The sequence below is a fragment of the Streptomyces sp. NPDC058758 genome, from assembly GCF_042746075.1.
Lineage (GTDB): Bacteria > Actinomycetota > Actinomycetes > Streptomycetales > Streptomycetaceae > Streptomyces.
In genome coordinates this window covers 17,397-43,531 of record NZ_JBHYPS010000052.1, presented here as the reverse complement: position 1 = coordinate 43,531, position 26,135 = coordinate 17,397, and the positions used below count along the sequence as shown (strand labels likewise).

Here is a 26,135-nt window from a genome sequence, read left to right as displayed (position 1 = left end):
ACCCTCACCCCCCCCCCCCCCCCCGCCCGGGGGGGGGGGGGGGGGGGGGGGGGGGGGGGGGGGGGGGGGGGGGGGGGGCCCGGGCCCCCCCCCCCCCGGGGGGGCCCCCCCCCCCGGCGGGGGGCTCGGTCAGCCCGCGATCTTCGGGGCCGGCTCGTTCTTGTAGCCCGAGGGGCCGAAGTTCTGCTTCACGAGCTTGTCCCAGGTGCCGTCCGAGACCATCTTCTCCAGGGCCTTGTTGATCTTGCCCTTGAGCTCGGAGTCGCCCTTCTTGATGCCGATGCCGTAGTTCTCGTCGCTCATGGAGAGGCCCACGAGCTTGAACTTGCCCTGGTGCTCCTTCTGCGAGGCGTAGCCCGCGAGGATGGAGGCATCCGTGGTGAGGGCGTCGACGGCCTTGTTCTCCAGACCGGTGAGGCACTCGGAGTAGCCGCCGAGCTGCTGGAGGTCGGCCTGCGGGGCCAGCTTCTCCTTGACGTTCTGCGCGGAGGTCGAGCCGGTGACCGAGCAGAGCTTCTTGGAGTTGAGGTCCTCGACCTTGGTGATCGAGGTGTCGTCGGCGCGGACCAGCAGGTCCTGGTGGGTCAGGAAGTACGGACCCGCGAAGTCGACCTCCTTCAGGCGCTTCTCGTTGATCGAGTAGCTCGCGACGACGAACTTCACGTCGCCGTTCTTGATGAGGTTCTCGCGCTCGGCCGAGGGGGCCTGCTTCCAGACGATCTTGTCCTCGGAGTAACCCAGCTCCTTGGCGACGTACTTGGCGACGTCGACGTCGAAGCCCGCGTACGAGCCGTCCGGGGTCTTCAGGCCGAGACCCGGCTGGTCGAACTTGATGCCGATGGTGATCTTGTCGCCGTTGCTGCCCGAGTCCGAGCCGGTGCCGCAGGCGGTGGCGGTCAGGGCGAGGACGACGGCGGCCGCGGCGGCCGCGGAGGCGTTGCGAAGCTTCATGGGTGAACGTCCCTTGGGTAGCGGTGAGTTGCGAAGACTAGATCGTCGACTCGCTCAGTGGTGCAGGATTTTGGAGAGGAAGTCCTTCGCCCGGTCGCTGCGCGGGTTGCTGAAGAACTCCTCGGGGGTGGCCTGTTCGACGATCCTGCCGTCGGCCATGAAGACGACCCGGTCCGCGGCGGAGCGGGCGAAGCCCATCTCGTGCGTCACGACCACCATCGTCATGCCCTCACGGGCCAGCTGCTGCATGACCTCCAGGACCTCGTTGATCATCTCGGGGTCCAGGGCCGAGGTCGGCTCGTCGAAGAGCATGACCTTGGGGTCCATGGCGAGCGCGCGGGCGATCGCCACGCGCTGCTGCTGGCCGCCGGAGAGCTGCGCCGGGAACTTCTCGGCCTGCGCGGCCACGCCCACCCGCTCCAGCAGGGTGCGGGCCTTGGCCTCCGCCGCCTTCTTCTCCGTGCCGCGCACCTTGATCTGACCCAGCATCACGTTCTCGAGCACGGTCTTGTGCGCGAAGAGATTGAACGACTGGAAGACCATGCCGACGTCCGACCGCAGCCGGGCCAGCTCCCTGCCCTCCGCGGGCAGCGGCTTGCCGTCGATCGTGATCGTTCCCGCGTCGATGGTCTCCAGGCGGTTGATCGTGCGGCACAGCGTCGACTTGCCGGACCCCGACGGGCCGATGACGACGACGACTTCACCGCGGCCGATCACGAGGTCGATGTCCTGCAGCACGTGCAGTGCGCCGAAGTGCTTGTTGACCCCGGACAGGACGACCAGGTCCTCCTGGGCCCGCGGGGAGCCCTCGTGCTCCTTGGACACTGCCACTCCGCTCATCGGCCTCTTGCTCCGTCCTCCTCGGTTGGGAGGACACTAGAGACACGCTCGGATGACCGTCATCACATCTGAGCGGAAATTGAGGATAACGATAAGGCCACAGCCGGACACGGTGGGTGAAGGCACCCCGCGGGGCCGTACCGGGTGGATAACGGAAGCGGACGGTCCGCAGGGGACACTTGACTGTGACGTCGGTGATCGGCGTTCATGGGCGTTCGTGCCCCGGTCCGGGGCGCCCCGGCGAACGAGAGGAGAAGACCATGCGACTGCTGCTCGTCGAGGACGACGACCACGTCGCCGCGGCCCTCTCCGCGATCCTCGCCAAGCACGGCTTCGCCGTCACCCACGCCCGCAACGGCGAGGAGGCCCTCCAGGCCGTCCTCCCCACCGCGCAGGGCGACCGGCCCTCGTACGGCGTGATCCTGCTCGACCTCGGCCTCCCCGACCAGGACGGCTACCAGGTCTGCGCCCGCATCCGGAAGCTCACCAGCACCCCGGTGATCATGGTGACCGCCCGTGCCGACGTGCGCTCCCGCATCCACGGCCTCAACCTCGGCGCCGACGACTACGTCGTCAAGCCCTACGACACCGGCGAACTGCTCGCCCGCATCCACGCCGTCTCCCGGCGCACCACGGGCCCCGGCCCCGACGACACCGCCAGCGGTACGGGCTCCGCCGCCGAGGCCGCCGTGCTTCGCCTCGGCTCCGTCGCCGTCGAGCTGCCCACCCGGCGCGTCAGCGTCGACGGCGAGCCCGTCGCCCTCACCCGCAAGGAGTTCGACCTGCTCGCCCTCCTCGCCCAGCGCCCCGGAGTCGTCTTCCGCCGCGAACAGATCATCTCCGAGGTCTGGCAGACCAGCTGGGAGGGGACCGGCCGCACCCTGGAGGTGCACGTCGCCTCGCTCCGCTCCAAGCTGCGCATGCCCGCCCTGATCGAGACCGTGCGGGGCGTCGGCTACCGCCTGGTCGCCCCGGCCGCGTAACCCCCGGCCGCCCCGCCCGTGCGCACCCGACTCCTCCCCCTGCTCATCGTCCTGATGGCCGGGGTCCTCCTCGCCCTCGGCTTCCCGCTCGCCGCGAGCCTCGCCGCCGCCCAGCAGCAGCGGGTCGTCGTCGACCGCCTCGACGACGGCGCCCGCTTCGCCGCCCTCGCCCAGTTCGCCGGCGACCTCGCCACCGGCAGCGACGAGCGCCGCACCACCCTCGGCGGCGAGCTCGCCAGCTACCACGACGTGTACGGCATCCGGGCCGGCATCTTCTTCCGTGACAACCGCGCCATGGCCGCAGCCCCCGAGGACTGGGTCGTCCCGTACGAGGGCGAGAGCCGCCGCGCCTTCAACGAGGCCCTGCTCGGCCGCCGCAGCCACGACCCGCCGCAGGTTTGGCCCTGGCAGCCGCACGCCCGCCTCACCATCGCCTCCCCGGTGGTCCGCGACGGAGACGTCGTCGCCGTCGTCGTCACCGACTCGCCCACCGGCCCGCTCCGGGCCCGCATCCTGCGTGGCTGGCTGGTGATCTTCGCCGGCGAGGCCGCCGCCATGCTCCTCGCCGTCGGCGCCGCCGTCCGCCTCACCGGCTGGGTGCTGAGGCCGGTACGGGTCCTCGACGGCGTCACCCACGACATCGCCACCGGGCGGATGAACTCCCGGGTCGCCGAGGCCGGCGGACCGCCCGAACTGCGTCGACTGGCCCGCTCGTTCAACGAGATGGCCGACCACGTCGAGGAATCCCTGGAGCAGCAGCGGGCGTTCGTCGCCGACGCCTCGCACCAGCTGCGCAATCCGCTCGCCGCGCTGCTGCTCCGCATCGAGCTGCTCGCCCTCGAACTCCCCGAGGGCAACGAGGAGATCGCCTCCGTGCGCACCGAGGGCAAGCGGCTCGCCCGGGTCCTCGACGACCTCCTCGACCTGGCCCTCGCCGAGCACGCCGAGGCCGACCTGCGGCTGACCGACGTCGGCGCGCTCACCGCCGAGCGGATCGCCTCCTGGCGCCCGGTCGCCGACGACAAGGGCGTCCTGCTGGTCGGGGAGTGCGGGGCGGCCACGGGCTGGGCCGACCCGGTGGCGCTGTCCAGCGCGCTCGACGCGGTCGTCGACAACGCGCTGAAGTTCACGCCGGCGGGGGAGCGGGTCACGGTCCGGGTCCTGCCGGGGAAGGACTCCGTGGAGGTCGTCGTCGCCGACCTCGGTCCCGGCCTCACCGAGGAGGAGCTGGCCCGGGTCGGCGACCGCTTCTGGCGCTCCGGACGCCACCAGAACGTCAAGGGCTCGGGCCTCGGCCTCTCCATCGCCCGCGTCCTGCTGACCGCCACCGGCGGCGGGATCGCCTTCGCCCCGAACGACCCGCACGGGCTGCGGGTGACGGTCACCGTGCCGCGGTACGAGCCGGCCGACCGGTGAGGGCGGAGCCCGTACGCCTCAGGGCTTGACCGAGCGGTAGTAGCGGCGGGCGCCGTCGTGGAGGGTGAGCGGCTCCGTGTAGACGGCCGTCCGCAGGTCCACCAGCTGTGCCGGGTGCACCCGGCTGCCGATGCCGTCCCGGCTGTCGATCACCGACCGGGTGAAGCCCTCCACCAGGTCCGGATCGGCCTCGGCGGTCGTCACCATCAGGTTCGCCACCGCCAGTGTCTTCACCGGCTGCCCGTCCTGCGCGGCCGCGTACGCGTCGGCCGGGATCACGGCCGAGCGGTAGTGCCGGGTCGACTCGCCCACGTCCCGCAGCGCCTCCACCAGCGCGTCGTCCATCGGGACCAGGCGGACCGAGGTCCGCTCCGACAGCTTCTGCACGGTCAGGGTCGGCAGCCCGCCGGACCAGAAGAAGGCGTCCAGGGTGCCGTTCTCCAGCATCGCCGGCATCGAGTCGATGCCGACCGGCACCGCGGTCACGTCCCGGGTCGGGGTGAGCCCGGCCGCCGCGAGGACCCGGTCCGCTATCAGCCGGACGCCCGAGCCGTCCTGGCCGACGCCGACCCGCAGTCCGCGCAGGTCGGAGACGTTCTGGACGGCCGCGCCCTTGCGCACGACGAGCTGGACGTAGTCGTCGTAGAGCCGTGCGCAGCCGCGCAGCCGCTCGAAGCCGGGCCGGCGGTCACGGATGTACTGCGCCACGGCGTCGGCGGTCGCCACCGTGAAGTCGGCCTCGCCGGAGGCGACCCTCGCCAGGTTCTGCTGGGAGCCCTCGCTGTCCTTGAGGGTGATCGAGACGTCGGGGAGGTCCTTGGCCATCGCCTGCTTCAGCAGCTCGCCGTAGTGCTGGTAGACGCCGCTGGGGACGCCGGTGCTGAACGTGACGGAGCCGCTGGGCGTCGAGGCCCCGAACGGCGCCAGCCACCACAGCAGCACCCCGCAGACCGCCAGCAGCGCGGCCGCGAGCGCGAGGACGCGGCGGCGGGCGGCGCGGGTGAGCGAGGCGAACATGCCGTCGATCCTGCCAGGTGGCCGCCGCCGCTGGCCAGGGAGAACCGGCGGGCCGCATGTGACGTCCCCTGCCGCGCCGCGGCTTCCCGCGCCCTCCCGCACCTTCCCGTGGCTCCCCGTACCGACGGGACCACCGGCAGCCACGACCGGGCGCCGGCCACCCGGCCCCCGGCTGACTCTCCCCTGGCCGACCCGGCCGCCCCTCGACCCCCCCGCCCCCCGGCCCCCAGTTATCCCCCCGGCCGACCTGCCCCCAGCCGGCCCGGGCGGCCCGTGTGCGCTCCGCCGAAGCGGTGAGCGGGTGCCGGGAGGGGGGTCGTGCCGTGTGTCCTGCCGGGGCGCCGGGGTCCGCCCGGTTAGCGTCGGGCACGGCTCGGTGATCTTGAGGGCAGTCCCCTCTGCCCGCCCCTGGCCCCTGCCGAGCCGCCGGCCCGCGCCCCGCGTCCCACGGGAGCATCGGCCGTGCCCGTGGCCCGTTCCCGCTGGACCGGGCGGGCCCGGGCACGTGAGGGTGGGGGCCGGGACCGCGCGCCGCCCGTCCCGTCCGCACCCGTACGACCCGAGGGAGCCGCCGATGCACTCCGCCCCGCCCGTCGCCCCGCCCCGCGTCGCCGTCCTCGCCGACGACCTGACCAGCGCCGGGGACGGCGCGGCGCCGTTCCGCCGGGCCGGGCACCGGGCCCGGGTCCTGCTCTCCGGCAGCCCGCTCGCCGGCCACGGGCAGGAGGACGGGGTCCTCGCCGTGGACCTCGGCAGCCGGCTCCTGGACGAGGGCGCGGCCGGGGACCGCACCCGGGAGGCGGCCCGCGCCCTGGCCGGGGCGGGGCTGCTCCTCAAGACCGTCGACTCGACCCTGCGCGGGCACGTCGCCGCCGAGATCCAGGCCGCGCGGGAGGGCTCCGGCCGCCCGTCGGTGGTGGTCGCCCCGGCCTTCCCCGCCGAGGGCCGCACCACGCTCGCGGGCGTCCAGTACGTGCGCGGCGTACGGGTCGACGAGAGCGAGTTCGCCCGCGACCCCGCCCACCCCGTCCGGACCGCCGACCTCGCCCGGATCCTCCCGGACGCCGTCCCCGTCGACCCCGGCCGGACCGCTCTCCTGCCCGAACTCCTCTCCGGGGGAGGGGTGTTCGTATGCTCCGCCGTCACCGACGCCGACCTGGACCGGATCGTCGCCGCCGCCCCCGACCACCGGGCCGTCCTGTGGGTCGGCTCGCCGGGCCTGGCCGCCGCCCTCGCCCGCCACCACGCCCGCCCGGGCCCCGCCGCCGAAGCCGGTGAACTCCCGCCCGCGAAACGCCCCTTGGTGGCCGTCGGCAGCGCCAACCCGGCCACCCGCCGCCAGCTCGACCTGCTCGCCGCCGCGCCCGGCGCGGTCAGCGCCGACGCCGCCGACCGGCTGCGGGCCGCCGACACCCCCGTGCGCATCCTCCACACGCCCCACGAACGCCTTTCGGACCCCGCCGAGTTGACCCGTCGGCTCGCCGCATCGGTGGCCGCCCTCGCCGACCGCGCCCCCTTCGACGGGCTGGTGCTCACCGGCGGCGAGACCGCCGAGGCCGTGCTGCGCGCGCTCGGCGCCCACGGCATCGACCTCCACGACGAACCCGAGCCCGGCATCGCCCGCGGCACCCTCGCGGGACCCGCCGGCCTCTCCCCAGTCCCCGTCGTCATCAAGGCGGGCGGCTTCGGCGACGACCGCACCCTGCTGCGCCTGCACGCCCTCCTCACCGGCGCCAGGGCCTGAGGGGGCTACGCCTCCAGATACCGCAGGACCGCGAGGATCCGGGGGCTGTGGCCCTCGGTCCCGCGCAGCTCCAGCTTGTCGAAGACCGCGTTGAGGTGCTTCTCCACCGCGCTCAGCGACAGGTGCAGCCGGCGGGCGATCGCCGCGTTCGTGTACCCCTCCGCCAGCACCTGGAGCACCTCCCGCTCGCGCGGGGTCAGCCGGGCCAGCGGATCGGCGTGCGCGCTGCGGACCACCAGCTGCCGGACGACCTCCGGGTCGATCGCCGCCCCGCCCGCGTGGATCCGCTCCAGCGCGTCCAGGAACTCCTCGACCTGCGCCACCCGGTCCTTCAGCAGATAGCCGACCCGCTCGGCGCCGCCCGCGAGGAGCCGGGCCGCGTAACGGCGCTCGACGTGCTGCGACAGCACCAGGACGCCCGTCCCGGGCAGCCGCTCGCGGATCTCGACGGCGGCCCGCAGGCCCTCGTCGGTGTGCGTCGGCGGCATCCGGATGTCCACCACGACCACGTCGGGGCGGAGCGCCTCCGCCTCGGCGACCAGCGTCTCCGCGTCGCCGAACGCGCCGGCGACCTCGTGCCCCTCCTCCACGAGCAGACGGGCGAGCCCCTCCCGCAGCAGGGTCGAGTCCTCGGCCAGGATCACACGCACGGCAGCTCCGCGACGATGGTGGTGGGTCCCCCGAGGGGGCTGTCGATCCGCAGGACGCCGTCGAGCGCGGCGACCCGCCCGCGCAGCCCGGTCAGGCCGCCGCCCGCCGGATCCGCGCCGCCCCGGCCGTCGTCCTCGATCCGCACGGTGAGCGGGCCGCCGGGCGCCCCCGCGACCCGTACCGAGACGGCCGTGGCGTCCGCGTGCTTGGCCGCGTTGGTGACGGCCTCGGAGACGACGAAGTACGCGGCCGTCTCCACCGGGCGGGGGAGCGGCCCCGCCACCTCGTAGGCGATCCGCAGCGGCAGCGCGCACCGCTGCGCCACCCCGCCGAGCGCCTCCTCCAGACCGAGGCTGTCCAGCGCCGACGGGTACGCCCGCCAGGCCACCTCGCGCAGTTCGGCCAGCACCTCCTGGGCCTCCCGGTGCGCCTGCCCCAGCAGCTCCGCCGCCCGCTCCGGATCCCGCGCGCCGCCCCGGCGGGCCCGCCCGATCAGCATGGCGAGCGCCACGAGCCGCTGCTGCACCCCGTCGTGCAGGTCCCGCTCGATCCGTCGCCGCTCCGCGTCCACGGCCCCCACGACGGCCGCCCGGCTGACCGACAGTTCGTCGATCCGGCGCCGCAGCAGCTCCCGCTCCGAGGGCCCGAAGTGCTCCCGGGCCAGCCGGGCGTCGAGCGCGGTCAGCGCGAACAGCCCCTGGAGGCCGAGGAAGAGCAGGACGCCCCCGAGGACGAGCTGTGCCAGCAGCTCCGCGGCACCGAAGGCCCCGCGCGCCACACCGCCGGCCAGCAGCACCGCGAGCACGAGGCCGAAGGCGAGCAGCGCCAGCACGACCGCGCAGACGATCCCGGCCCAGGACCGGGCGGCCAGGTAGCGGACGGCGCCGCCCCCGCCCGGCCCCTGGTACGCCTCGGGGAACCGGTCGCCGAAGAAGCGGGTCCGCCGCCGCCGCTCCAGCTCCACGAGCCGCCGGGCGCCGGAGCCGAGGACCTCCAGGGCGTACGCCCGCGTCCGCGGCCACAGCAGGAAGCCGCCGAGCGCGACGCCGGCCACCAGGAGGTACAGCAGCCCGGCCGGCGCCGTCAGGCACCCGGCCACCACCCCCGCCGCCCGGCGAACCCCGAACCGCCCCCCGCCACCGTCCCGTTCCACGCCGTCCACCCTAGGCCGGGTCTTTCGCGCGCCGGTGACGCGGCTCCGCCCCGCGCCCCCGGAGCCGTACGACCAGCCAGGTCGCGGCGGCCGCGAGGACCAGGACGACGACGGCCTTCGAGGCCACGCCCACGTACGACTCGACCAGCTCCCAGCGGTCGCCGAGGGCGTAGCCGGCGAGGACCAGGACGCTGTTCCAGACGAGGCTGCCCGCGGTGGTGAGGAGGAGGAAGAGCGGGACCGGCATCCGCTCCACGCCGGCGGGCACCGAGATCAGGCTGCGGAAGATCGGCACCATCCGGCCCAGCAGGACCGCCTTGGTGCCGTGCCGCCCGAACCACGCCTCGGTCCGCTCCAGGTCCGCGACCTTCACCAGCGGCAGCCGCGCCCACAGCGCGTACATCCGCTCCCGGCCGAAGAGCGCGCCGATCCCGTACAGGGCCAGCGCGCCCACCACCGAGCCGAGCGTCGTCCAGAACAGGGCCGAGGAGAGGCTCAGCACGCCCTGTCCGGCGGCGAAGCCGGTCAGCGGCAGGATCACCTCGCTCGGCAGCGGCGGGAAGAGGTTCTCCAGCGCGATGGCGGCCCCGGCGCCCGGCCCGCCGAGCGTGTCGACGAGGCCGGCCGCCCAGCCGGCGACGCCGCCGGCGGGCTCCTGGGCGAGAACGGTCGGGAACGGCGTCATGAGCCCTCCATGGCTGTGGGGAAGGTCCCCGGCGGACCCGCCGGGCGACCCTCCCCACGCTAGGAACCGCGGCCCGGAGCCGGTATGCGCGTTCCCGTCCGGCGCCCCTGCGGAAAACCGCGGGGGCCGCCGGCTCAGGCCGGCAGGTCCGCGGCCGTCGGCACCACGACCGCGAACACGTCGGTCAGCCCGGTCAGCGCGGCCCGCTTGAGCTCGGCGGCGGGCACGACCGTGCCGTCCGGCGCGGTGAGCGCCCGGGTCGCGGTGGCCTCGGCGACCACGGTCGGCCGGTAGCCCAGGTTGAAGGCGGCCTGGGCCGTGTAGTTGACGCACATGTGGGTCATGAACCCGGCGAGGACCAGGTCCTTGCCGCCGCCCGCCGGGAAGCCGAGGTCCGTCAGGACCTTCTCCAGGTCGGTGGCGTGGAAGGAGTTCGGGAAGTTCTTCACCACGACCGGCTCGCCCTCGGCCGGGGCCACCTCGTCGCTGATCGCGCCGACGCGGGCGGTGAGGTCGTACGGGGAGCCCTCGCCGCTGTCGTGCTGGACGTGGACGACCGGGGTGCCGGCCGCCCGTGCCCGGGCGAGGAGCCGCGCGGCCTCGGCGACGGCCTCCTCGGCGCCCTCCAGCGCCATCACCCCGGAGCGGTAGGTGTTCTGGATGTCGATGAGGACCAGGACCGCCTCGGAGAGCCGGGCCGGCTCGTCCGACAGGCCGGAGAGGGAACGCAGGGGGGTGGAGGGAGTGACGCTCATGTCGGAACCTTTCACAAGAAAACGGACTGCGTGAGGGCAGGGCGAAGCCGCCCGCCCAGAGTGGAAGGGAAGGGTCGGGGGAGTGGTACCGGGGTCAGCCGGTCCCGGTGCGGAACCGGCGGCGGTAGGCCGCCGGGGTGGTCGCGAGCCGTCGGCGGAACGCCCGGTGCAGGGTCTCCACCGAGCCGAGCCCCGCCCGCGCCGCCACCTCGGCGAGCGGCGCGTCCGAGGTCTCCAGATGGCGCCGGGCCACCTCGATCCGGGCCGCCTCCACGTAGGCGGCGGGGCTCGCACCCGTCTCCTGCGCGAAGACCCGGGCGAAGTGCCGCTCACTCAGGCACATCCGGCCGGCCAGCCGCTCCGCGGACAGGTCCTCGTCGAGGTGGTCCGCGATCCAGAGCCGCAGCTCGTCGATGTCCCGCCGGCCGGCCGCCGGACGGCTCAGCGGCACCGAGAACTGGCTCTGGCCGCCCTGCCGCTTCAGGTACATGACGAGCTGCCGGGCCACCGCCAGCGCGGTCTCCTCGCCCAGGTCCTCCGCCACCAGGGCGAGGGAGAGGTCGAGGCAGGCGCTGATCCCGGCCCCGGTCCACAACCGGCCCCGGTCGGTCCGTACGAAGATCGGATCGGGGTCGACGGCGACCTCCGGGTGGTCGGCCGCCAGCTGCGCGGCCGTCGACCAGTGGGTCGTCGCGGACTTCCCGTCGAGGAGGCCGGCCGCCGCCAGGACGTGCGCCCCGACGCAGACCGACGCCACCCGCCGGGCGTGCGGCGCGGTCTCCCGCACCCAGCGCACGACCTCCGGGTCGAGCCGGGCGACGACCCCGCCGTCCGGGGCCGGGTCCACCGCCCCCGGGACGAGCAGCGTGTCCACGTCGGCACCGACCTCGTCGAAGCCGAGGTCCGCGACCAGCCGCACCCCCGCCGAGGTCCGCACCTCCCCGGCGCCGCCGGGTGCGGCCAGCCGCACCCGGTAGCGGGCGGTGCCCGTCTCCCGGTTGGCCAGCGCGAAGACCTCGGCCGGCCCGGTGACGTCGAGGAGGTCCACGTCGGGGAAGACCGCGACGACGACCCGGTGGACGGGCCGGGCGGCGGGGGCCGGGGTGGAGGGCGTCTCGGACATGCCCCCACCCTCGCCCGCCCCGCCCCGTGACGGCAATGACGATTTCCTGTCACATCCGGACACCGGCCCCGCCCCCGCGCCCGGCCGGGCCCCCTCCGGCGACCGCCTACTCTTGGATGTCATGACCAGCAGCAGCGACCGGAGTCTCACAGTGGGCATCGAAGGACCGAAGACCTACGACATTCGCACCTACGGGTGCCAGATGAACATCCACGACTCCGAGCGGCTCTCCGGTCTGCTGGAAGAGGCGGGCTACGTCCGCGCCCCCAAGGAGGCCGACGGCGCCGACGTCGTCGTCTTCAACACCTGCGCCGTCCGCGAGAACGCCGACAACAAGCTGTACGGCAACCTCGGCCACCTCGCCCCGATGAAGACCGCCCGCCCCGGCATGCAGATCGCCGTCGGCGGCTGCCTCGCCCAGAAGGACCGCGACACCATCGTCCGGCGGGCCCCCTGGGTCGACGTGGTCTTCGGCACCCACAACATCGGCAAGCTGCCGGTCCTGCTGGAGCGCGCCCGCGTCCAGCAGGAGGCGCAGGTCGAGATCGCCGAGTCCCTGGAGGCCTTCCCCTCCACCCTGCCGACCCGCCGCGAGTCGGCGTACGCGGCCTGGGTCTCGATCTCGGTCGGCTGCAACAACACCTGCACCTTCTGCATCGTCCCCGCCCTGCGCGGCAAGGAGGAGGACCGCCGGCCCGGCGACATCCTCGCCGAGATCGAGGCGCTCGTCGCCGAGGGCGTCTCCGAGATCACCCTGCTCGGCCAGAACGTCAACGCGTACGGCTCCGACCTCGGCGACCGCGAGGCCTTCAGCAAGCTGCTCCGCGCCTGCGGCTCCATCGAGGGCCTGGAGCGCGTCCGCTTCACCTCGCCGCACCCGCGCGACTTCACCGACGACGTCATCGCCGCCATGGCCGAGACGCCCAACGTGATGCCCCAGCTGCACATGCCGCTCCAGTCCGGCTCGGACACGGTCCTCAAGGCCATGCGCCGCTCCTACCGCCAGGAGCGCTTCCTCGGCATCATCGAGAAGGTCCGCGCCGCGATCCCGCACGCCGCCATCTCCACCGACATCATCGTCGGCTTCCCCGGCGAGACCGAGGAGGACTTCGAGCAGACCATGCACGTGGTCCGCGAGGCCCGCTTCGCCAACGCCTTCACCTTCCAGTACTCCAAGCGCCCCGGGACCCCGGCCGCCGAGATGGAGGGCCAGGTCCCCAAGGAGGTCGTGCAGGCCCGCTACGAGCGCCTGGTCGCCCTCCAGGAGGAGATCTCCTGGGACGAGAACAAGAAGCAGGTCGGCCGCACCCTGGAGGTCATGGTCGCCGAGGGCGAGGGCCGCAAGGACGGCGCCACCCACCGCCTGTCCGGCCGCGCCCCCGACAACCGGCTGGTCCACTTCACCAAGCCGGACCAGGACGTCCGCCCCGGTGACGTGGTGACCGTCGAGATCACCTACGCCGCCCCCCACCACCTGCTCGCCGAGGGCCCGACCACGGCCGTCCGCCGCACCCGCGCGGGCGACGCCTGGGAGAAGCGCACCGCCGCGGCCGCCGCCAAGCCGGCCGGCGTCCTGCTCGGCCTGCCCAGGATCGGCGTCCCCGAGCCGCTCCCCGCGGCCGAGGCCCCGGCCTGCGGCGCCGGCCACTGAGCGACGGCTTCCGCGGCGGTCGCCGGACGGCCGTCGCGGAAGCCGCCGACCGGCCGCTGACCAGGACCGCGGGGCAGTAGGCTGCGGATCATGCTTGTCGCCGCAGCCGTGTGCCCCTGCCCGCCGCTCCTCGTGCCCGAGGTCGCGAGCGGTGCCGCCCCCGAGCTGGAGGACGCGCGGGCGCGCTGCGCGGACGCCCTCGGGGTGCTCGCCGCTGCCCGGCCCGACCGGCTGTACGTCCTCGGGCCGGCGCCCGAGGGCGCCCTGGGCGTCTTCCCCGCCGGTTCCACCGGCTCCTTCGCCGGTTTCGGCGCCGACCTCTCCGTGCGCCTCGGCGAAGGCCCCGGGGGCGGCCGCCCGCTGCCGGCCCCGCTCGCCGTGGGCGCCTGGCTGCTCTCCCGTACCGACCGGTCCGGCGTCCCCGTCGAGGGGCTGGGGGTGGACGAGCGGGCCACGGCCGAGGAGTGCGCCGCGACCGGACGCCGGCTCGCCGCCTCGGCCGAGCGGGTCGCCCTGCTCGTCCTGGGCGACGGCAGCGCCTGCCGGACCGTGAAGGCCCCCGGCTACCTCGACGAGCGCGCCGTCGGCTTCGACGCCGAGGCCGCCCGGGCCCTGGGCTCCGCCGACACGGCCGGCGTCCTCGCGCTCGACGCCGGCCTCGCGCGCGAGCTGAAGGCGGCCGGACGCGCCCCCTGGCAGGTCCTCGCGGGCGCCGCCGAGGGCGCGGACCTGGCCGGCCGCCTCCTCCACGAGGACGCGCCGTACGGCGTCGAGTATCTGGTCGCCGTCTGGTCCTGAGCGACGGCCCTCCGCGGGCCGCGGCGCGAAGCGGCGACCACGAAAGCGCGAAGGACGGCGGACGGCCGCGGAGCACGCACTCCGCGGCCGTCCGCCGTCCTTCGTCCCGCGGGCCGGTCCCTAGGCGGCGGGCGGCGGCGGGGGCGTGCCGCCGGGGCCCGGCGTGCCACCGGTACCGGGCGTGCCGTCGGGGCCCGGCGTGCCCGGCGTGCCGTCGTCCTTGTGCCCGATCCGGTCGATGGCCTCCTTGGCCTTGCCGGTGCCGGACTGGATCTTGTCGCTGTACTTTCCCTTGGTCTTCTCGTCGACCATCCGCGCGGCCTTGTCCAGACCCTGGTCGATCTTGTCCCCGTGCTGCTGCGCGAGGTCCGAGACCTTGTCCTTGGCCGGGCCCAGCTTGGCCTTCAGTGAATCCAGGAGACCCATGGGGCACCTCTCCGTGTCCGTGTCCTGCCTACCTGCGGGCGGGCTCGCCCGTTTCGCTGTCCGTGTCGGCCGCGGTGCCGGCCGACTGCTGCCGCGGGATCTCCACGACCTCGGCGACCGCCTCCTCGGGCTCCGCCTCCGGAACGCCTTCCCCGGAAGGAGCCTCCGAAGCGGATCCCGCCGGGACCGGTCCTTCCGGGGCCGGTGCCGGCGGGGCGGTCAGTCCCGCGACCGCCACCCGGGTCGCGCCGCCGCCCTCCGTGACGTCGGTCCCGCTCCCGTCCCCGGTCGCTTCGGTCACCCCGGTCGTCCCGGCCGCGGGCGCCGTACCCTCCGCCTCGCCCCTCCTCTTCCGGCGAAACATTGCGAAAAAGCCCATATCCACTCCAAGCCTACTCGTCGGGGGGTGCCGCGCCGGAGAACGACGGCCGGCGGCGCGGCCGGAACACCGCGCGGCACGGCCGGAACCACGCAACGGGCAACGAGCCCCCCACCCCCCTGTCACGTCGCTCGTTCGGGGACGCCCTCCCGGGTTTGCGAGACTGGGGCGGTGAGAAGTGCAGCTCCCGCACCGCGGGTCATCGCCGTCGTCGGCCCCACGGCGGCCGGAAAGTCCGATCTGGGTGTCTTCCTGGCCCAGCAGCTCGGCGGCGAGGTCGTCAACGCCGACTCGATGCAGCTCTACCGGGGGATGGACATCGGGACCGCCAAACTGACGCCCGAGGAACGCGGCGGCGTCCCGCACCACCTCCTCGACGTCTGGGACGTCACCGAGGCCGCCAGCGTCGCCGAGTACCAGCGCCTCGCCCGCGCCGAGATCGACCGGCTGCTCGCCGAGGGCCGCACCCCCGTCCTCGTCGGCGGCTCCGGCCTGTACGTGCGCGGCGCCGTGGACGCCCTGGAGTTCCCCGGCACGGACCCCGAGGTCCGGGCCCGTCTGGAGGCGGAACTGGAGGAGCGCGGCTCCGGCGTCCTGCACGCCAGGCTCGCCGTCGCCGACCCCGAGGCGGCCCGGGCGATCCTCCCCGGCAACGGACGCCGGATCGTCCGCGCCCTGGAGGTCATCGAGATCACCGGCAAGCCCTTCACCGCCAACCTCCCCGGCCACGAGTCCGTCTACGACACGGTCCAGATCGGCGTCGACGTCGCCCGCCCCGAGCTGGACGAGCGGATCGCCACCCGCGTGGACCGCATGTGGGAGGCGGGCCTCGTCGACGAGGTCCGCGCCCTGGAGGCGATCGGACTGCGCGAGGGGCGCACGGCCTCCCGCGCCCTCGGCTACCAGCAGGTGCTCGCGGCGCTCGCGGGGGAGTGCACCGAGGACGAGGCCCGCGCCGAGACCGTCCGCGCCACCAAGCGCTTCGCCCGCCGCCAGGACTCGTGGTTCCGCCGCGACCCGCGCGTCCACTGGCTCAGCGGGGCCGCCGATCACCGCGGGGAACTCCCGCGGGAGGCGCTGTCGTTGGTCGAACGAGCGGTTACAGCCTGATCACGTGATGGCATCGGGACGCCCTGCCCGTCATTTCGGCGGCCGGGAGCGTGCCATCATCGAGCATCGATCGACCAAGTGGAGTCCGAGTGGGGAGGGCGCGTGGCGATGGAGGCCGGCCCTCGCGACAGAGAACAGCACGAGTCGGTTTCCGGGGACGCCCCGGGGCTGACCCCCGACGGTCCCGACGACGCCGAGGGCACCGCGGTCGAGATCGCCGACGAGGTCGAGGTCGAGCTGCGCCCGCGGCGCCTGCTGAGGATCTGGCAGCTCGCCCCGATCGTGGGGCTCGCCGCCGTCGGCTCCCTGATGTTCGCCTTCCCCCTGGCCTTCGGCTCGGGGGACGGCGGCGCGGTCGTCGCCATGCTCGGACTGCTCATCAGCTTCTGCGCCGCCGGCTGGGGCGTGATGGCCGCCCGCAAGGTCGGCTACACCTGGCCGGGGCTGCCGCAGCGCGGCTCCGGCGAGCGGCCGGACTGGCGGGTCCTCGCCCTCTACGCGACCACCATCGCGGCCCTCGTCGCCCTCGCGGTCTGGCGCGTCGCCCGCCTCCGCTGACCCGGCGGGGCCCTCGCGGACCCGGGCCCGCGGACAGCGGGCGGGCCCGCCCCGTGGACGACCGGAACGGGTGTCCGGGCGGCACCGTACAGTTGATCGCGTGACCAGCACGCAGACCACCCCGCTCCGTTACCTCAAGGGCCACGGCACCGAGAACGACTTCGTGATCGTCCCCGACGCGGAGAACGAGATCGACCTGCCCCCCGCGCTCGTCGCCCGGCTCTGCGACCGCCGGGCCGGACTCGGCGGCGACGGCGTGCTGCACGTCGTGCGCAGCGCCGCCCACCCCGAGGCCCGCGCCATGGCCGACGAGGCCGAATGGTTCATGGACTACCGCAACGCCGACGGCACGGTCGCCGAGATGTGCGGGAACGGGGTCCGGGTCTTCGCCCGCTACCTGGAGCACGCCGGCCACGTCACCGCCGGCGAGGTCGCCGTCGCCACCCGCGGCGGCGTCAAGCGCGTCCACCTCGACAAGGACGGCTCCGTCACCGTCTCCATGGGCCGCGCCGTCCTCCCCGAGGACGGCGTCACGGTCGCCGTCGACGGGCGCAGCTGGCCCGCGCGCAACGTGAACATGGGCAATCCGCACGCGGTCGCCTTCGTCGAGGACCTCGCCCACGCGGGCACCCTGTACGACGAGCCGCCCTACGAGCCCGCCTCGGTCTACCCGGACGGGGTCAACATCGAGTTCGTCGTGGACCGGGGCCCCCGCCACGTCGCCATGCGCGTCCACGAGCGGGGCGCCTCCGAGACCCGCTCCTGCGGCACCGGCGCCTGCGCCGTGGCCGTCGCCACCGCCCGCCGCGACGGCACGGACCCGGCCGCGACCGGCGCCCCCGTCACGTACACGGTGGACGTCCTCGGCGGCACCCTGGTCATCACCGAGCACCCCGACGGGGAGATCGAGATGACCGGCCCGGCCGTGATCGTCGCGGAAGGCGCCCTGGAGCCCTCCTGGCTCGCCGCCGGCTGAGCCCCGGGCGGCGTACCGGCTGAGCCCCGGGCGGCGTACCGGCTGAGCGCCGGGCGGCGTAATCGAAACAGTCAACGACTCCCGCATCGCTCGAATGGGTGATCCGATTCACGCTGGGCGAGAGCGGGACTGCGCCACGTGGTGGGGTCGGTAGCATCAAGCACCGGCCCCCCGGGCTCCCCCCGCCCGTCCACCGCCGGTCGACGTCGCCGGAGGTGCCCCATGAGCGCAGAGGCCACGAACCCCGTGAGCGCGGCCGAGGCCGCGGTCACCGACACGGGCGTCCGCAGACGCGGACGCGCCCGGCTGGAGCTGCGGAGGATCGGCCGCGCCGCCCTGCTCGGCGCCACCGCGGGCCCCGCCCCGCGCGACCGGCTGCCCGACGCCATCAGCCACGTCGCCGAGGCGCACCGGGCCCACCATCCCGAGGCCGACCTGTCGGTGCTGCGCCGGGCCTACGTCCTGGCCGAGTCCTCGCACCGGGGACAGTTCCGCAAGAGCGGCGAGCCGTACATCACCCATCCCCTCGCCGTCACGCTCATCCTCGCCGAGCTGGGCGCCGAGACCGTCACCCTCACCGCGGCCCTCCTCCACGACACGGTCGAGGACACCGAGGTGACGCTCGATCAGGTGCGCCGGGAGTTCGGCGACGAGGTGGCGTACCTCGTCGACGGCGTCACCAAGGTGGAGAAGATCGACTACGGTGCCGCCGCCGAGCCCGAGACCTTCCGCAAGATGCTCGTCGCCACCGGCGACGACGTCCGGGTCATGTCGATCAAACTCGCCGACCGGCTCCACAACATGCGCACGCTCGGCGTGATGCGGCCCGAGAAGCAGGCCCGCATCGCCAAGGTCACCCGGGACGTCCTCATCCCCCTCGCCGAACGGCTCGGCGTCCAGGCGCTCAAGACCGAACTGGAGGACCTGGTCTTCGCCATCCTCCACCCCGAGGAGTACGAGGCCACCCGCGCGCTCATCGCGGAGGCCACCGGCTCCGGCTCCCCGGACGCGCTCGCCGCCGTCGCCGAACACGTCGGCACCGTGCTGCGCGAGGCGGACATCGCCGCCGAAGTCCTCGTCCGCCCCCGCCACTTCGTCTCCGTCCACCGCGTCCGCCTCAAGCGCGGCGAGCTGCGCGGCTGCGACTTCGGACGGCTCCTCGTCCTCGTCGCCGAGGACGCCGACTGCTACGCGGTCCTCGGCGAGCTGCACACCTGCTTCACCCCGCTGATCTCGGAGTTCAAGGACTTCATCGCCGCCCCCAAGTTCAACCTGTACCAGTCGCTGCACACCGCGATCGCCGCCCCCGACGGGGCCGTCGCCGAAGTCCTCATCCGCACCCACCGCATGCACAAGGTCGCCGAGGCGGGCGTCGTCGCCCTCGGCAGCCCGTACGGCACCGCCCCCGACCAGGCCGACCTCCCCGACGGCCCCGAGGCCGCCGAGGACGGCGAGCGCACCGACCCGACCCGGCCCGGCTGGCTCGCCCGCCTCCTCGACTGGCAGCAGTCTGCCCCCGACCCCGACACCTTCTGGAGCTCGCTCCGCGCCGACCTCGCCGAGGACCACGAGATCACCGTCTTCCGCGCCGACGCGGGCACCCTCGGGCTGCCCGCCGGATCCACCTGCGTCGATGCCGCCTACGCCCAGCACGGCGAGGCCGCCCACACCTGCCTCGGCGCGCGCGTCAACGGCCGGCTCGCCCCGCTGAGCACCGTCCTCTCCGACGGCGACACCGTGCAGCTGCTCCTCGCCCAGGACAGCCACTCGGGGCCCTCCCCGGAATGGCTGGACCACGCCCGCACCCCCGCCGCCCGGATCGCCATCACCCGCTGGCTCCAGGCGCACCCCGAGGCCGCCCACCAGCCGGCCGCCGCCCCCCGCCCGCCGCTCAGCGTCGCCGCCGACCGCAGCTCCGGCGCCGAACTCCACGCCGACCTCGACGGCGCCCCGCCCGCCCCGGTCCGGCCGGCCGGCTGCTGCACCCCCGTGCCCCCCGACACCATCACCGGCTTCCGGGTCCGGGGGGGCGCCGTCACGGCCCACCGCACCGGCTGTCCGGCCGTCGACGTCATGCTCCGGCTCGGCCGGGACGTCGTCCCCGTGCGGTGGGGCGACGCCGCCCACTGCCGGGTCACCCTGGTCGCCGAATCGTTCGGCCGGCCAGGTCTGCTCGCCGACCTCACCGAGGCCATCGCGGCCGCGGGCGTCGAGGTCGTCTCCGCCACCGTCGAGCCGCCGAACGAGCAACGGGTCCGCCACACGTACACCCTCCAGCTCACCGACGCCGCCGAACTCCCGAACCTCATGCGCGCCATGCGCGAGGTCCCCGGCGTCTACGACGTCGGCCGCACCCACCGCCTCTGACCCCCGCCGCCCGCTCCGGGGCGGAGCCCACGCGAGGACGGCGCCCCGCGCGCGTGACCCCTTCGGGTGGCGGGCGCGCGCGTCGGCGCGGGGCGGGGGCAGGGCCCTGGTAGCCCTGGCCCATGCCGCTCACTTCCCGGTCGCCCGCGCCGTCCTCCCCCGCCGGCGCGGTGCCGCCGCCCCGCCCCCCGGCCCCCGCCTCCGCCGCCCCGCCCGAGGACGGCCCCGCGCGGCGGGCCCGCGGCACCCGGCTCCGGTCCGCCGCCCTCGTCGCCGCCACCGCGGGACTGATCGCCGCCGCGCTGCCCGCCCCGGCCCCGCTCGGCATCGGCGACCCGCTCTTCCCGCACCTCGGCAACCCCGGCTACGACGTCCTCGCCTACGACATCGACCTCACCTACTCCGGCGTGAACACCGAACCGCTCGCCGCCGTCACCCGCCTCCACGTCCTCGCCACCGCCGACCTCGACCGGCTCCACCTCGACTTCACCCACGGCACGGTCTCCGGCGTCACCGTCGACGGCGTGCCCGCCGCCCACGAGACCAGCGGCGAGGACCTCGTCGTCACGCCCGCCGCACCGATCGACGCGGGCGAACCCGTCACCGTCACCGTCCGCCACACCAGCGACCCGCGCGGCCCCGCCTCCAACGGCGGCTGGGTCCGCACCTCCGACGGCCTCGCCATGGCCAACCAGGCCGACGCCGCCCACCGGGTCTTCCCCTCCAACGACCACCCCTCCGACAAGGCCGCCTTCACCTTCCGGATCACCGCCCCGAGCGACCTGACCGCCGTCGCCAACGGGCTGCCCGCGGGCCGTGCCGACCACGGCGCCACCACCACCTGGACCTACCGCACCCGCCACCCCATGGCCACCGAACTCGCCCAGGTCTCCATCGGCCGCTCCACCGTCCTGCACCGCACCGGCCCGCGCGGCCTCCCCGTCCGGGACGTGGTCCGCACCCGGGACCGGGAGGCGATGGAGCCCTGGCTGCGCAGGACCCCCGGCCACCTGGAGTGGATGGAGGGCAAGGTCGGCCCGTACCCCTTCGAGACGTACGGCGTGCTGATCTCCGACGCCACCACCGGCTTCGAGCTGGAGACCCAGACCCTGTCCCTCTTCGAGCGGCGGCTCTTCACCGACACCCGCTTCCCCGAGTGGTACGTCGACTCGGTCATGGTCCACGAGCTGGCCCACCAGTGGTTCGGGGACAGCGTCTCCCCCCGCACCTGGTCCGACCTGTGGCTCAACGAGGGGCACGCCAGCTGGTACGAGGCGCTGTACGCCGACGAGACGGCCGGCAAGTCCCTGGAGAGGCGGATGAAGGCCGCGTACGCCTCCTCCGACGGCTGGCGCGCGGACGGCGGACCGCCCGCGGCGCCCCGCCCGCCCGCGCCCGGGCAGAAGATCAGCCTCTTCCGGCCCGTCGTCTACGACGGCAGCGCCCTCGTCCTCTACGCCCTCCGGGAGACCATCGGCACCGCCGCCTTCGACCGGCTGGAACGCCGCTGGGTCGCCGCGCACCGGGACGGCACCGCCTCGACCGCCGACTTCACCGCCCTGGCGGAACAGGTCTCCGGCCGCGACCTCGGCGCCTTCTTCGCCGGCTGGCTCCACGGCGAGAAGACCCCGCCGATGCCCGGCCACCCGGACTGGCGCAGCCTCCCGCCCGGGGCCGCGGACCGCTGAGGAAACCCGCGTGACGGGCGCGGGGCGGACGTGTCACCATTTTCGGGTCGGCGGCGCGGCCGGCCGGGAGCCCCGCGGGGAATCTTCCGGAGCGCCCGCACGTTGTACCCGACACCATCGTTTCAATCGACGTAAGGATCCAATGACCTCCTCTTCTTCCCCTTCCCAGGACGAGCAGAGCTTCGCGCAGTCGCGCCGCACCGAGAGCCTTCGGGCCGATGCCCTGATGGAAGAGGACGTCGCCTGGAGCCACGAGATCGACGGAGAGCGGGACGGCGAGCAGTTCGACCGCTCCGAGCGCGCGGCCCTGCGCCGCGTCGCGGGCCTCTCCACCGAGCTCGAGGACGTCACCGAGGTCGAGTACCGACAGCTGCGCCTGGAGCGCGTCGTGCTCGTCGGCGTCTGGACCTCGGGGACCGTACAGGACGCCGAGAACTCCCTCGCGGAGCTCGCGGCCCTGGCCGAGACGGCGGGCGCCCTCGTCCTCGACGGCGTGATCCAGCGCCGCGACAAGCCCGACCCGGCCACCTTCATCGGTTCCGGCAAGGCCCAGGAGCTGCGGGACATCGTCGTCGAGACCGGCGCCGACACCGTCGTCTGCGACGGCGAGCTCAGCCCCGGCCAGCTCATCGCCCTCGAAGACGTCGTCAAGGTCAAGGTGGTCGACCGGACCGCCCTGATCCTCGACATCTTCGCCCAGCACGCCAAGTCCCGTGAGGGCAAGGCCCAGGTCGCCCTCGCGCAGATGCAGTACATGCTGCCGCGGCTGCGCGGCTGGGGCCAGTCGCTCTCCCGCCAGATGGGCGGCGGCGGTGGTGGCGGCATGGCCACCCGCGGTCCCGGTGAGACCAAGATCGAGACCGACCGGCGCCGCATCCGCGAGAAGATGGCGAAGATGCGCCGGGAGATCGCGGAGATGAAGACCGGCCGCGACATCAAGCGGCAGGAACGGCGCCGCAACAAGGTGCCCTCGGTCGCCATCGCCGGGTACACCAACGCCGGCAAGTCCTCGCTGCTCAACCGCCTCACGGGCGCCGGCGTCCTGGTGGAGAACGCGCTGTTCGCCACCCTCGACCCGACCGTCCGCCGGGCCGAGACCCCGTCCGGCCGGGTCTACACCCTGGCCGACACCGTCGGCTTCGTCCGGCACCTGCCGCACCACCTGGTCGAGGCGTTCCGCTCCACCATGGAGGAGGTCGCCGACGCCGACCTCATCCTGCACGTGGTGGACGGCTCGCACCCCGTCCCGGAGGAGCAGCTGGCCGCCGTGCGCGAGGTCTTCCGCGACGTCGGCGCGGTGAACGTGCCGGAGATCGTGATCATCAACAAGGCCGACGCGGCCGACCCGCTGGTCCTCCAGCGCCTGCTCCGCGTCGAGAAGCACTCCATGGCCGTCTCCGCCCGCTCGGGCGAGGGCATCGAGGAGCTGCTCGCCCTGATCGACCGCGAGCTGCCGCGCCCGGAGGTGGAGATCGAGGTCCTGCTGCCGTACACGCAGGGCGGCCTCGTCTCCCGCGTCCACGCCGAGGGCGAGATGCTCTCCGAGGAGCACACCCCGGAGGGCACCCTGGTCAAGGCCCGGGTGCACGAGGAACTGGCGGCGGCGCTCGCGCCGTACGTCCCCGCCGCGCACTGAGCACGGACCGGCCCGCACGAAGGCTCCGGCCCCCTCCCGACCGGGAGGGGGCCGGAGCCGTTCTGCGCGGAGCGGCCGGCGGGCGGCCCCCCCCAACCAGCCGTGCCGTACGGAACACCCGGGGTGGTCTCCCTCCCCGGAAGGCGTCCCGAGCGGCGCGGAGGGAGGCGGGACCGTTGGGTCCCGCCTCCCCCGGACGCGCACCGCCGCCGGGCTACCGGCCGGCGTACTTCTTGCTGACCTCGTCGAAGATGGCCTTGGCCTCGGGGCCGAAGCGCGGACCCGCCAGCCAGCCGGCCGTCGACGGGCCGATCGAGGTGTTCGACACCAGCGCCGGCCGACCGTCCCGGCCCTGGGCGACCCAGCCGCCGCCGGAGGAACCGGCCGTCATCGTGCAGCCGATGCGGTACATCGTCGGCTGCTCCGCCTTGAGCGACAGACGGCCCGGCTTGTCCGCGCACCGGAACATCTTCTGGCCGTCGAACGGCGGCGCCGCCGGGTAGCCCGTCGCCGTCATGCTCGCGATCTTCGGCACCGCCGGGGCGTTGAACTCGACCGGCAGGGCCGTGCCGACCGTCTCCTCCAGCGACTTGCCGGACGAGCCCTTCTCCGGGGTCACCTGGATGACCGCGAAGTCGTACGGGGCGCCCGCGCCGCCGGTGGACGCGCCCTGCGCGATCCACTGGTCGGAGGTCTTCACCCAGTCCGCCCACCACACGCCGTACGGCGCGATCTGCTCGCGCGTCGCCTTCTCCAGCTCGGAGGTGGGCAGCGCGGCGTCGTTGTACGAGGGGACGAAGGCGATGTTCCGGTACCAGCCGCCCTCCTTGCCCTTGTGGACGCAGTGGCCGGCGGTCCACACCAGGTTGGACTTGCCGGGGTGGGCCGGGTCCTTCACCGCGGTGGCCGAGCAGACCATCGAGCCGTCGGGACCGTCGAAGAAGACCTTGCCGGAGGCGGGCGAGTTCGCGTGGTACTTCGCCGGCACCGCCTTCGCCTTCACCGGGTCCGGCGTCGGGTCGGTGACGCCCTCGTCACCCGAGATGTCCTCCTCCTCGACCGGCCGCTCGGGCCGCTCGGCGTCCCGCATCCGGTCCGGGTCCCAGAGGTCCTCGATGATCGGGTTGACGAAGTCCTTCGCCTCACGAAGCCACTTGTCCTTGTCCCAGTTCCGCCACTCGCCGTCGCGCCACTTGTCGAGATCGATCCCGTGGTCCTGCAGCCGCTTCTTCAGGTCCTCCGGAATCTTGATCTTGTCGACCGGGTTCTCGCTCACCGGCGCACTGGGCTTGTCTCCTGCGTTCTCCTCGGTCGGGCCACAGGCCGTCGCGGTGAGCGTCAGCGCCGCGACGGCGGACGCCGCCATCAGCAGCGGACGAATCGATCGCATCTCGTGATCCCCCTGGGACTACATCAACTGGTGCATGTCTGAGCTTCGGTCGCACCCGTGTCCGGACGGACACGGGAACGACGGCCCCACTATGCCGGTGCCGGAGGGGACGGTACGCGCCCCGCCGCCGGTTCCGAAGGCGGTACGGCCGTTGTCATGCCGTGATCCGGGACACGCCAAGGATCTTGCCTCCGGCCCGTGTTCCCCGGCAGCTCCCGTCGTTGGTACGTACGGGGGACACAACGGTGGCGCTCGGAGCGGTCCTTGGGCAGGGCCGGGCGGCCCGTCGATGTGCAACGCAACCGTTATCGCGGGAGGACACCGAGTCGTGGCCGTGACCGAATCAGCCCCAGCCGCCGCCACCCGGCCCCCGGCCCCCGGCGCTGCCCCGGCCGCCGGTGAAGGTCCCCCGGCCGGCCCGGCGGCCGGGCCCGCCGCGTCCACCCGACGGGGATACGGGACGGCGGCCGGCGGCGGGTACGAGGCCATCCTGCGGCGCCAGACCCAGCGGGAGTCCGCCGCCCGCACCTACGCCCGCTCGCTGCCGATCGTCCCGGTCCGGGCCCGCGGCCTGACCATCGAGGGCGCCGACGGCCGCCGCTACCTCGACTGCCTCTCCGGAGCCGGCACCCTCGCGCTCGGCCACAACCACCCGGTCGTCCTCGAAGCCATCCGCAAGGTCCTCGACTCCGGAGCCCCCCTCCACGTCCTCGACCTCGCCACCCCCGTCAAGGACGCCTTCACCTCCGAACTGTTCGCCACCCTCCCCCCGGAGCTCGCCGCCGACGCCCGGATCCGGTTCTGCGGCCCCGCCGGCACCGACGCCGTCGAGGCCGCCCTGAAACTGGTCCGCACCGCCACCGGCCGGCGCGGCCTGTTCGCCTTCACGGGCGCCTGCCACGGCATGACCGCCGGGGCCCTCGCCGTCTCCGGCGGCGCCGAGGACGTCCGCGTCACCCGGCTCCCGTACCCCCAGTCGTACCGCTGCCCCTACGGCGTCGGCGGCGAGCGCGGGGCCGAACTCTCCGCCCGCTGGACCGAGAGCCTGCTCGACGACCCCGAGAGCGGCGTCACCACCCCCGCCGGGATGATCGTCGAGGCCGTCCAGGGCGAGGGCGGCGTCCTGCCCGCCCCCGACGCCTGGATGCGCCGCATGCGGAGCATCACCGCCCGGCACTCCGTCCCCCTCGTCGTCGACGAGGTCCAGACCGGCGTCGGCCGCACCGGCGCCTTCTGGGCCGTCGAGCACAGCGGCGTCGTCCCCGACGTGATGGTCCTCTCCAAGGCCATCGGAGGCTCCCTCCCGCTCGCCGTCGTCGTCTACCGCTCCGGGCTCGACGCCTGGGAACCCGGCGCCCACGCCGGCACCTTCCGCGGCAACCAGCTCGCCATGGCCGCCGGCGCCGCCACCCTCGCGTACGTCCGCGAGAACCGGCTCGCCGACCGGGCCGCCGGCCTCGGCGCCCGGATGCTCGGCCGGCTCCAGGGCCTCCGGGCCGCCCACCCCTGCGTCGGCGACGTCCGGGGCCGCGGCCTCATGATCGGCGTCGAACTCGTCGACCCCGAGGCCGCGGGACCCGACGACGCCGCCCCGCCCGCCGCCCCGGCCCTCGCCCGGGCCGTCCGGCAGGAGTGCCTCGCCCGCGGCCTCATCGTCGAACTCGGCGGCCGTCACTCCGCCGTCGTGCGCCTCCTCCCCCCGCTCACCCTCACCGACGAGCAGGCCACCGCCGTCCTGGACCGCTTCGCCGACGCCCTCGCCGCCGCCGAACGGGCCCACGTCCCCCGGCCGCCCGCCCCCCACCGGCCCGCCCCCGGACCGTCCCACTGAACCGGAC

Annotated in this window: 23 protein-coding genes; 12 read left to right on the top strand and 11 right to left on the bottom strand. The window is 74.5% G+C overall.

Features of this window, described 5'->3' with window-relative positions; all coding sequences use genetic code 11:
• Positions 1-129: 129 nt before the first annotated feature.
• Both ACFW6A_RS35505 and ACFW6A_RS35500 read right to left on the bottom strand, forming a co-directional pair.
• Positions 130-951 (bottom strand): glutamate ABC transporter substrate-binding protein, encoded by an 822-nt coding sequence (locus tag ACFW6A_RS35505; protein WP_351848665.1) that lies wholly within the window; start codon positions 949-951, stop codon positions 130-132.
• Positions 952-1,005: 54 nt separating this feature from the next.
• On the bottom strand, positions 1,006-1,791 hold the full coding sequence (locus ACFW6A_RS35500) for an amino acid ABC transporter ATP-binding protein (RefSeq protein ID WP_351848667.1): 786 nt from the start codon (positions 1,789-1,791) through the stop codon (positions 1,006-1,008).
• A 260-nt stretch (positions 1,792-2,051) separates the two neighbouring features.
• On the opposite strand from ACFW6A_RS35500, the gene ACFW6A_RS35495 reads away from it, so the two are divergent.
• Together ACFW6A_RS35495 and ACFW6A_RS35490 are read left to right on the top strand one after the other, a co-directional pair.
• Entirely contained in the window at positions 2,052-2,774 is a 723-nt protein-coding gene (locus tag ACFW6A_RS35495) for a response regulator transcription factor (protein ID WP_386645731.1), read from the top strand.
• 18 nt (positions 2,775-2,792) lie between these two features.
• Entirely contained in the window at positions 2,793-4,190 is a 1,398-nt protein-coding gene (locus ACFW6A_RS35490; protein ID WP_351848673.1) for a HAMP domain-containing sensor histidine kinase, read from the top strand.
• Between the two features lie 18 nt (positions 4,191-4,208).
• Here ACFW6A_RS35490 and ACFW6A_RS35485 read toward each other — a convergent pair whose 3' ends face one another.
• Positions 4,209-5,207 (bottom strand): TAXI family TRAP transporter solute-binding subunit, encoded by a 999-nt coding sequence (locus ACFW6A_RS35485; protein WP_351848676.1) that lies wholly within the window; start codon positions 5,205-5,207, stop codon positions 4,209-4,211.
• 574 nt (positions 5,208-5,781) lie between these two features.
• Here ACFW6A_RS35485 and ACFW6A_RS35480 point away from each other — a divergent pair.
• Positions 5,782-6,951 carry a four-carbon acid sugar kinase family protein gene (locus tag ACFW6A_RS35480; protein ID WP_386645728.1) on the top strand — a complete coding sequence of 390 codons (1,170 nt, stop codon included), beginning with the start codon at positions 5,782-5,784 and terminating at the stop codon, positions 6,949-6,951.
• A 5-nt stretch (positions 6,952-6,956) separates the two neighbouring features.
• Here the strand turns inward: ACFW6A_RS35480 and ACFW6A_RS35475 are convergent, their stop codons facing one another.
• From ACFW6A_RS35475 to ACFW6A_RS35455, 5 genes are all read right to left on the bottom strand, one after another.
• Entirely contained in the window at positions 6,957-7,601 is a 645-nt protein-coding gene (locus tag ACFW6A_RS35475; RefSeq protein WP_386645725.1) for a response regulator, read from the bottom strand.
• Positions 7,592-8,764 (bottom strand): sensor histidine kinase, encoded by a 1,173-nt coding sequence (locus tag ACFW6A_RS35470; RefSeq protein WP_386645722.1) that lies wholly within the window; start codon positions 8,762-8,764, stop codon positions 7,592-7,594. Before ACFW6A_RS35470 ends, ACFW6A_RS35475 begins: the two co-directional genes overlap by 10 nt.
• Position 8,765: 1 nt before the next feature.
• Positions 8,766-9,440 (bottom strand): DedA family protein, encoded by a 675-nt coding sequence (locus ACFW6A_RS35465; protein ID WP_351848688.1) that lies wholly within the window; start codon positions 9,438-9,440, stop codon positions 8,766-8,768.
• A 134-nt stretch (positions 9,441-9,574) separates the two neighbouring features.
• Positions 9,575-10,195: a cysteine hydrolase family protein gene (locus ACFW6A_RS35460; RefSeq protein ID WP_351848691.1), complete on the bottom strand. Its 621-nt coding sequence runs from the start codon at positions 10,193-10,195 to the stop codon at positions 9,575-9,577.
• Between the two features lie 94 nt (positions 10,196-10,289).
• Positions 10,290-11,318 carry a GlxA family transcriptional regulator gene (locus ACFW6A_RS35455; RefSeq protein ID WP_386485055.1) on the bottom strand — a complete coding sequence of 343 codons (1,029 nt, stop codon included), beginning with the start codon at positions 11,316-11,318 and terminating at the stop codon, positions 10,290-10,292.
• 121 nt (positions 11,319-11,439) lie between these two features.
• Between ACFW6A_RS35455 and miaB the strand changes: the two genes are divergently transcribed.
• Both miaB and ACFW6A_RS35445 read left to right on the top strand, forming a co-directional pair.
• Positions 11,440-12,969 carry a tRNA (N6-isopentenyl adenosine(37)-C2)-methylthiotransferase MiaB gene (miaB, locus tag ACFW6A_RS35450; protein WP_386645717.1) on the top strand — a complete coding sequence of 510 codons (1,530 nt, stop codon included), beginning with the start codon at positions 11,440-11,442 and terminating at the stop codon, positions 12,967-12,969.
• Between the two features lie 90 nt (positions 12,970-13,059).
• Positions 13,060-13,767 (top strand): class III extradiol dioxygenase subunit B-like domain-containing protein, encoded by a 708-nt coding sequence (locus ACFW6A_RS35445; RefSeq protein ID WP_351848700.1) that lies wholly within the window; start codon positions 13,060-13,062, stop codon positions 13,765-13,767.
• 120 nt (positions 13,768-13,887) lie between these two features.
• On the opposite strand, the gene ACFW6A_RS35440 is transcribed toward ACFW6A_RS35445, so the two are convergent.
• Both ACFW6A_RS35440 and ACFW6A_RS35435 read right to left on the bottom strand, forming a co-directional pair.
• Positions 13,888-14,193, bottom strand: a complete 306-nt coding sequence (locus ACFW6A_RS35440; RefSeq protein ID WP_351848704.1) for an antitoxin — start codon at positions 14,191-14,193, stop codon at positions 13,888-13,890.
• Positions 14,194-14,221: 28 nt separating this feature from the next.
• Entirely contained in the window at positions 14,222-14,494 is a 273-nt protein-coding gene (locus ACFW6A_RS35435; protein ID WP_351848707.1) for a hypothetical protein, read from the bottom strand.
• Positions 14,495-14,743: 249 nt separating this feature from the next.
• On the opposite strand from ACFW6A_RS35435, the gene miaA reads away from it, so the two are divergent.
• From miaA to hflX, 6 genes are all read left to right on the top strand, one after another.
• Positions 14,744-15,682 (top strand): tRNA (adenosine(37)-N6)-dimethylallyltransferase MiaA, encoded by a 939-nt coding sequence (miaA, locus tag ACFW6A_RS35430; protein ID WP_351848709.1) that lies wholly within the window; start codon positions 14,744-14,746, stop codon positions 15,680-15,682.
• 108 nt (positions 15,683-15,790) lie between these two features.
• Positions 15,791-16,240, top strand: a complete 450-nt coding sequence (locus ACFW6A_RS35425) for a hypothetical protein (protein WP_386645734.1) — start codon at positions 15,791-15,793, stop codon at positions 16,238-16,240.
• 100 nt (positions 16,241-16,340) lie between these two features.
• Complete coding sequence (gene dapF / locus ACFW6A_RS35420) at positions 16,341-17,216, top strand: diaminopimelate epimerase (protein WP_351848714.1); 876 nt, start codon at positions 16,341-16,343, stop codon at positions 17,214-17,216.
• Between the two features lie 222 nt (positions 17,217-17,438).
• Complete coding sequence (locus ACFW6A_RS35415) at positions 17,439-19,583, top strand: HD domain-containing protein (RefSeq protein WP_351848717.1); 2,145 nt, start codon at positions 17,439-17,441, stop codon at positions 19,581-19,583.
• A gap of 122 nt (positions 19,584-19,705) precedes the next feature.
• The gene (locus tag ACFW6A_RS35410) at positions 19,706-21,271 is read left to right on the top strand and encodes a M1 family metallopeptidase (RefSeq protein ID WP_351848719.1); all 1,566 of its coding nucleotides are present in this window, start codon (positions 19,706-19,708) and stop codon (positions 21,269-21,271) included.
• A gap of 142 nt (positions 21,272-21,413) precedes the next feature.
• Entirely contained in the window at positions 21,414-22,907 is a 1,494-nt protein-coding gene (hflX, locus tag ACFW6A_RS35405; RefSeq protein ID WP_351848722.1) for a GTPase HflX, read from the top strand.
• Between the two features lie 214 nt (positions 22,908-23,121).
• Here hflX and ACFW6A_RS35400 read toward each other — a convergent pair whose 3' ends face one another.
• Positions 23,122-24,297 carry a trypsin-like serine peptidase gene (locus ACFW6A_RS35400; RefSeq protein WP_386645710.1) on the bottom strand — a complete coding sequence of 392 codons (1,176 nt, stop codon included), beginning with the start codon at positions 24,295-24,297 and terminating at the stop codon, positions 23,122-23,124.
• Positions 24,298-24,625: 328 nt separating this feature from the next.
• Here ACFW6A_RS35400 and ACFW6A_RS35395 point away from each other — a divergent pair, with 328 nt between their 5' ends.
• Complete coding sequence (locus ACFW6A_RS35395) at positions 24,626-26,128, top strand: diaminobutyrate--2-oxoglutarate transaminase family protein (protein ID WP_386645707.1); 1,503 nt, start codon at positions 24,626-24,628, stop codon at positions 26,126-26,128.
• The last annotated feature ends 7 nt before the right edge of the window (positions 26,129-26,135 follow it).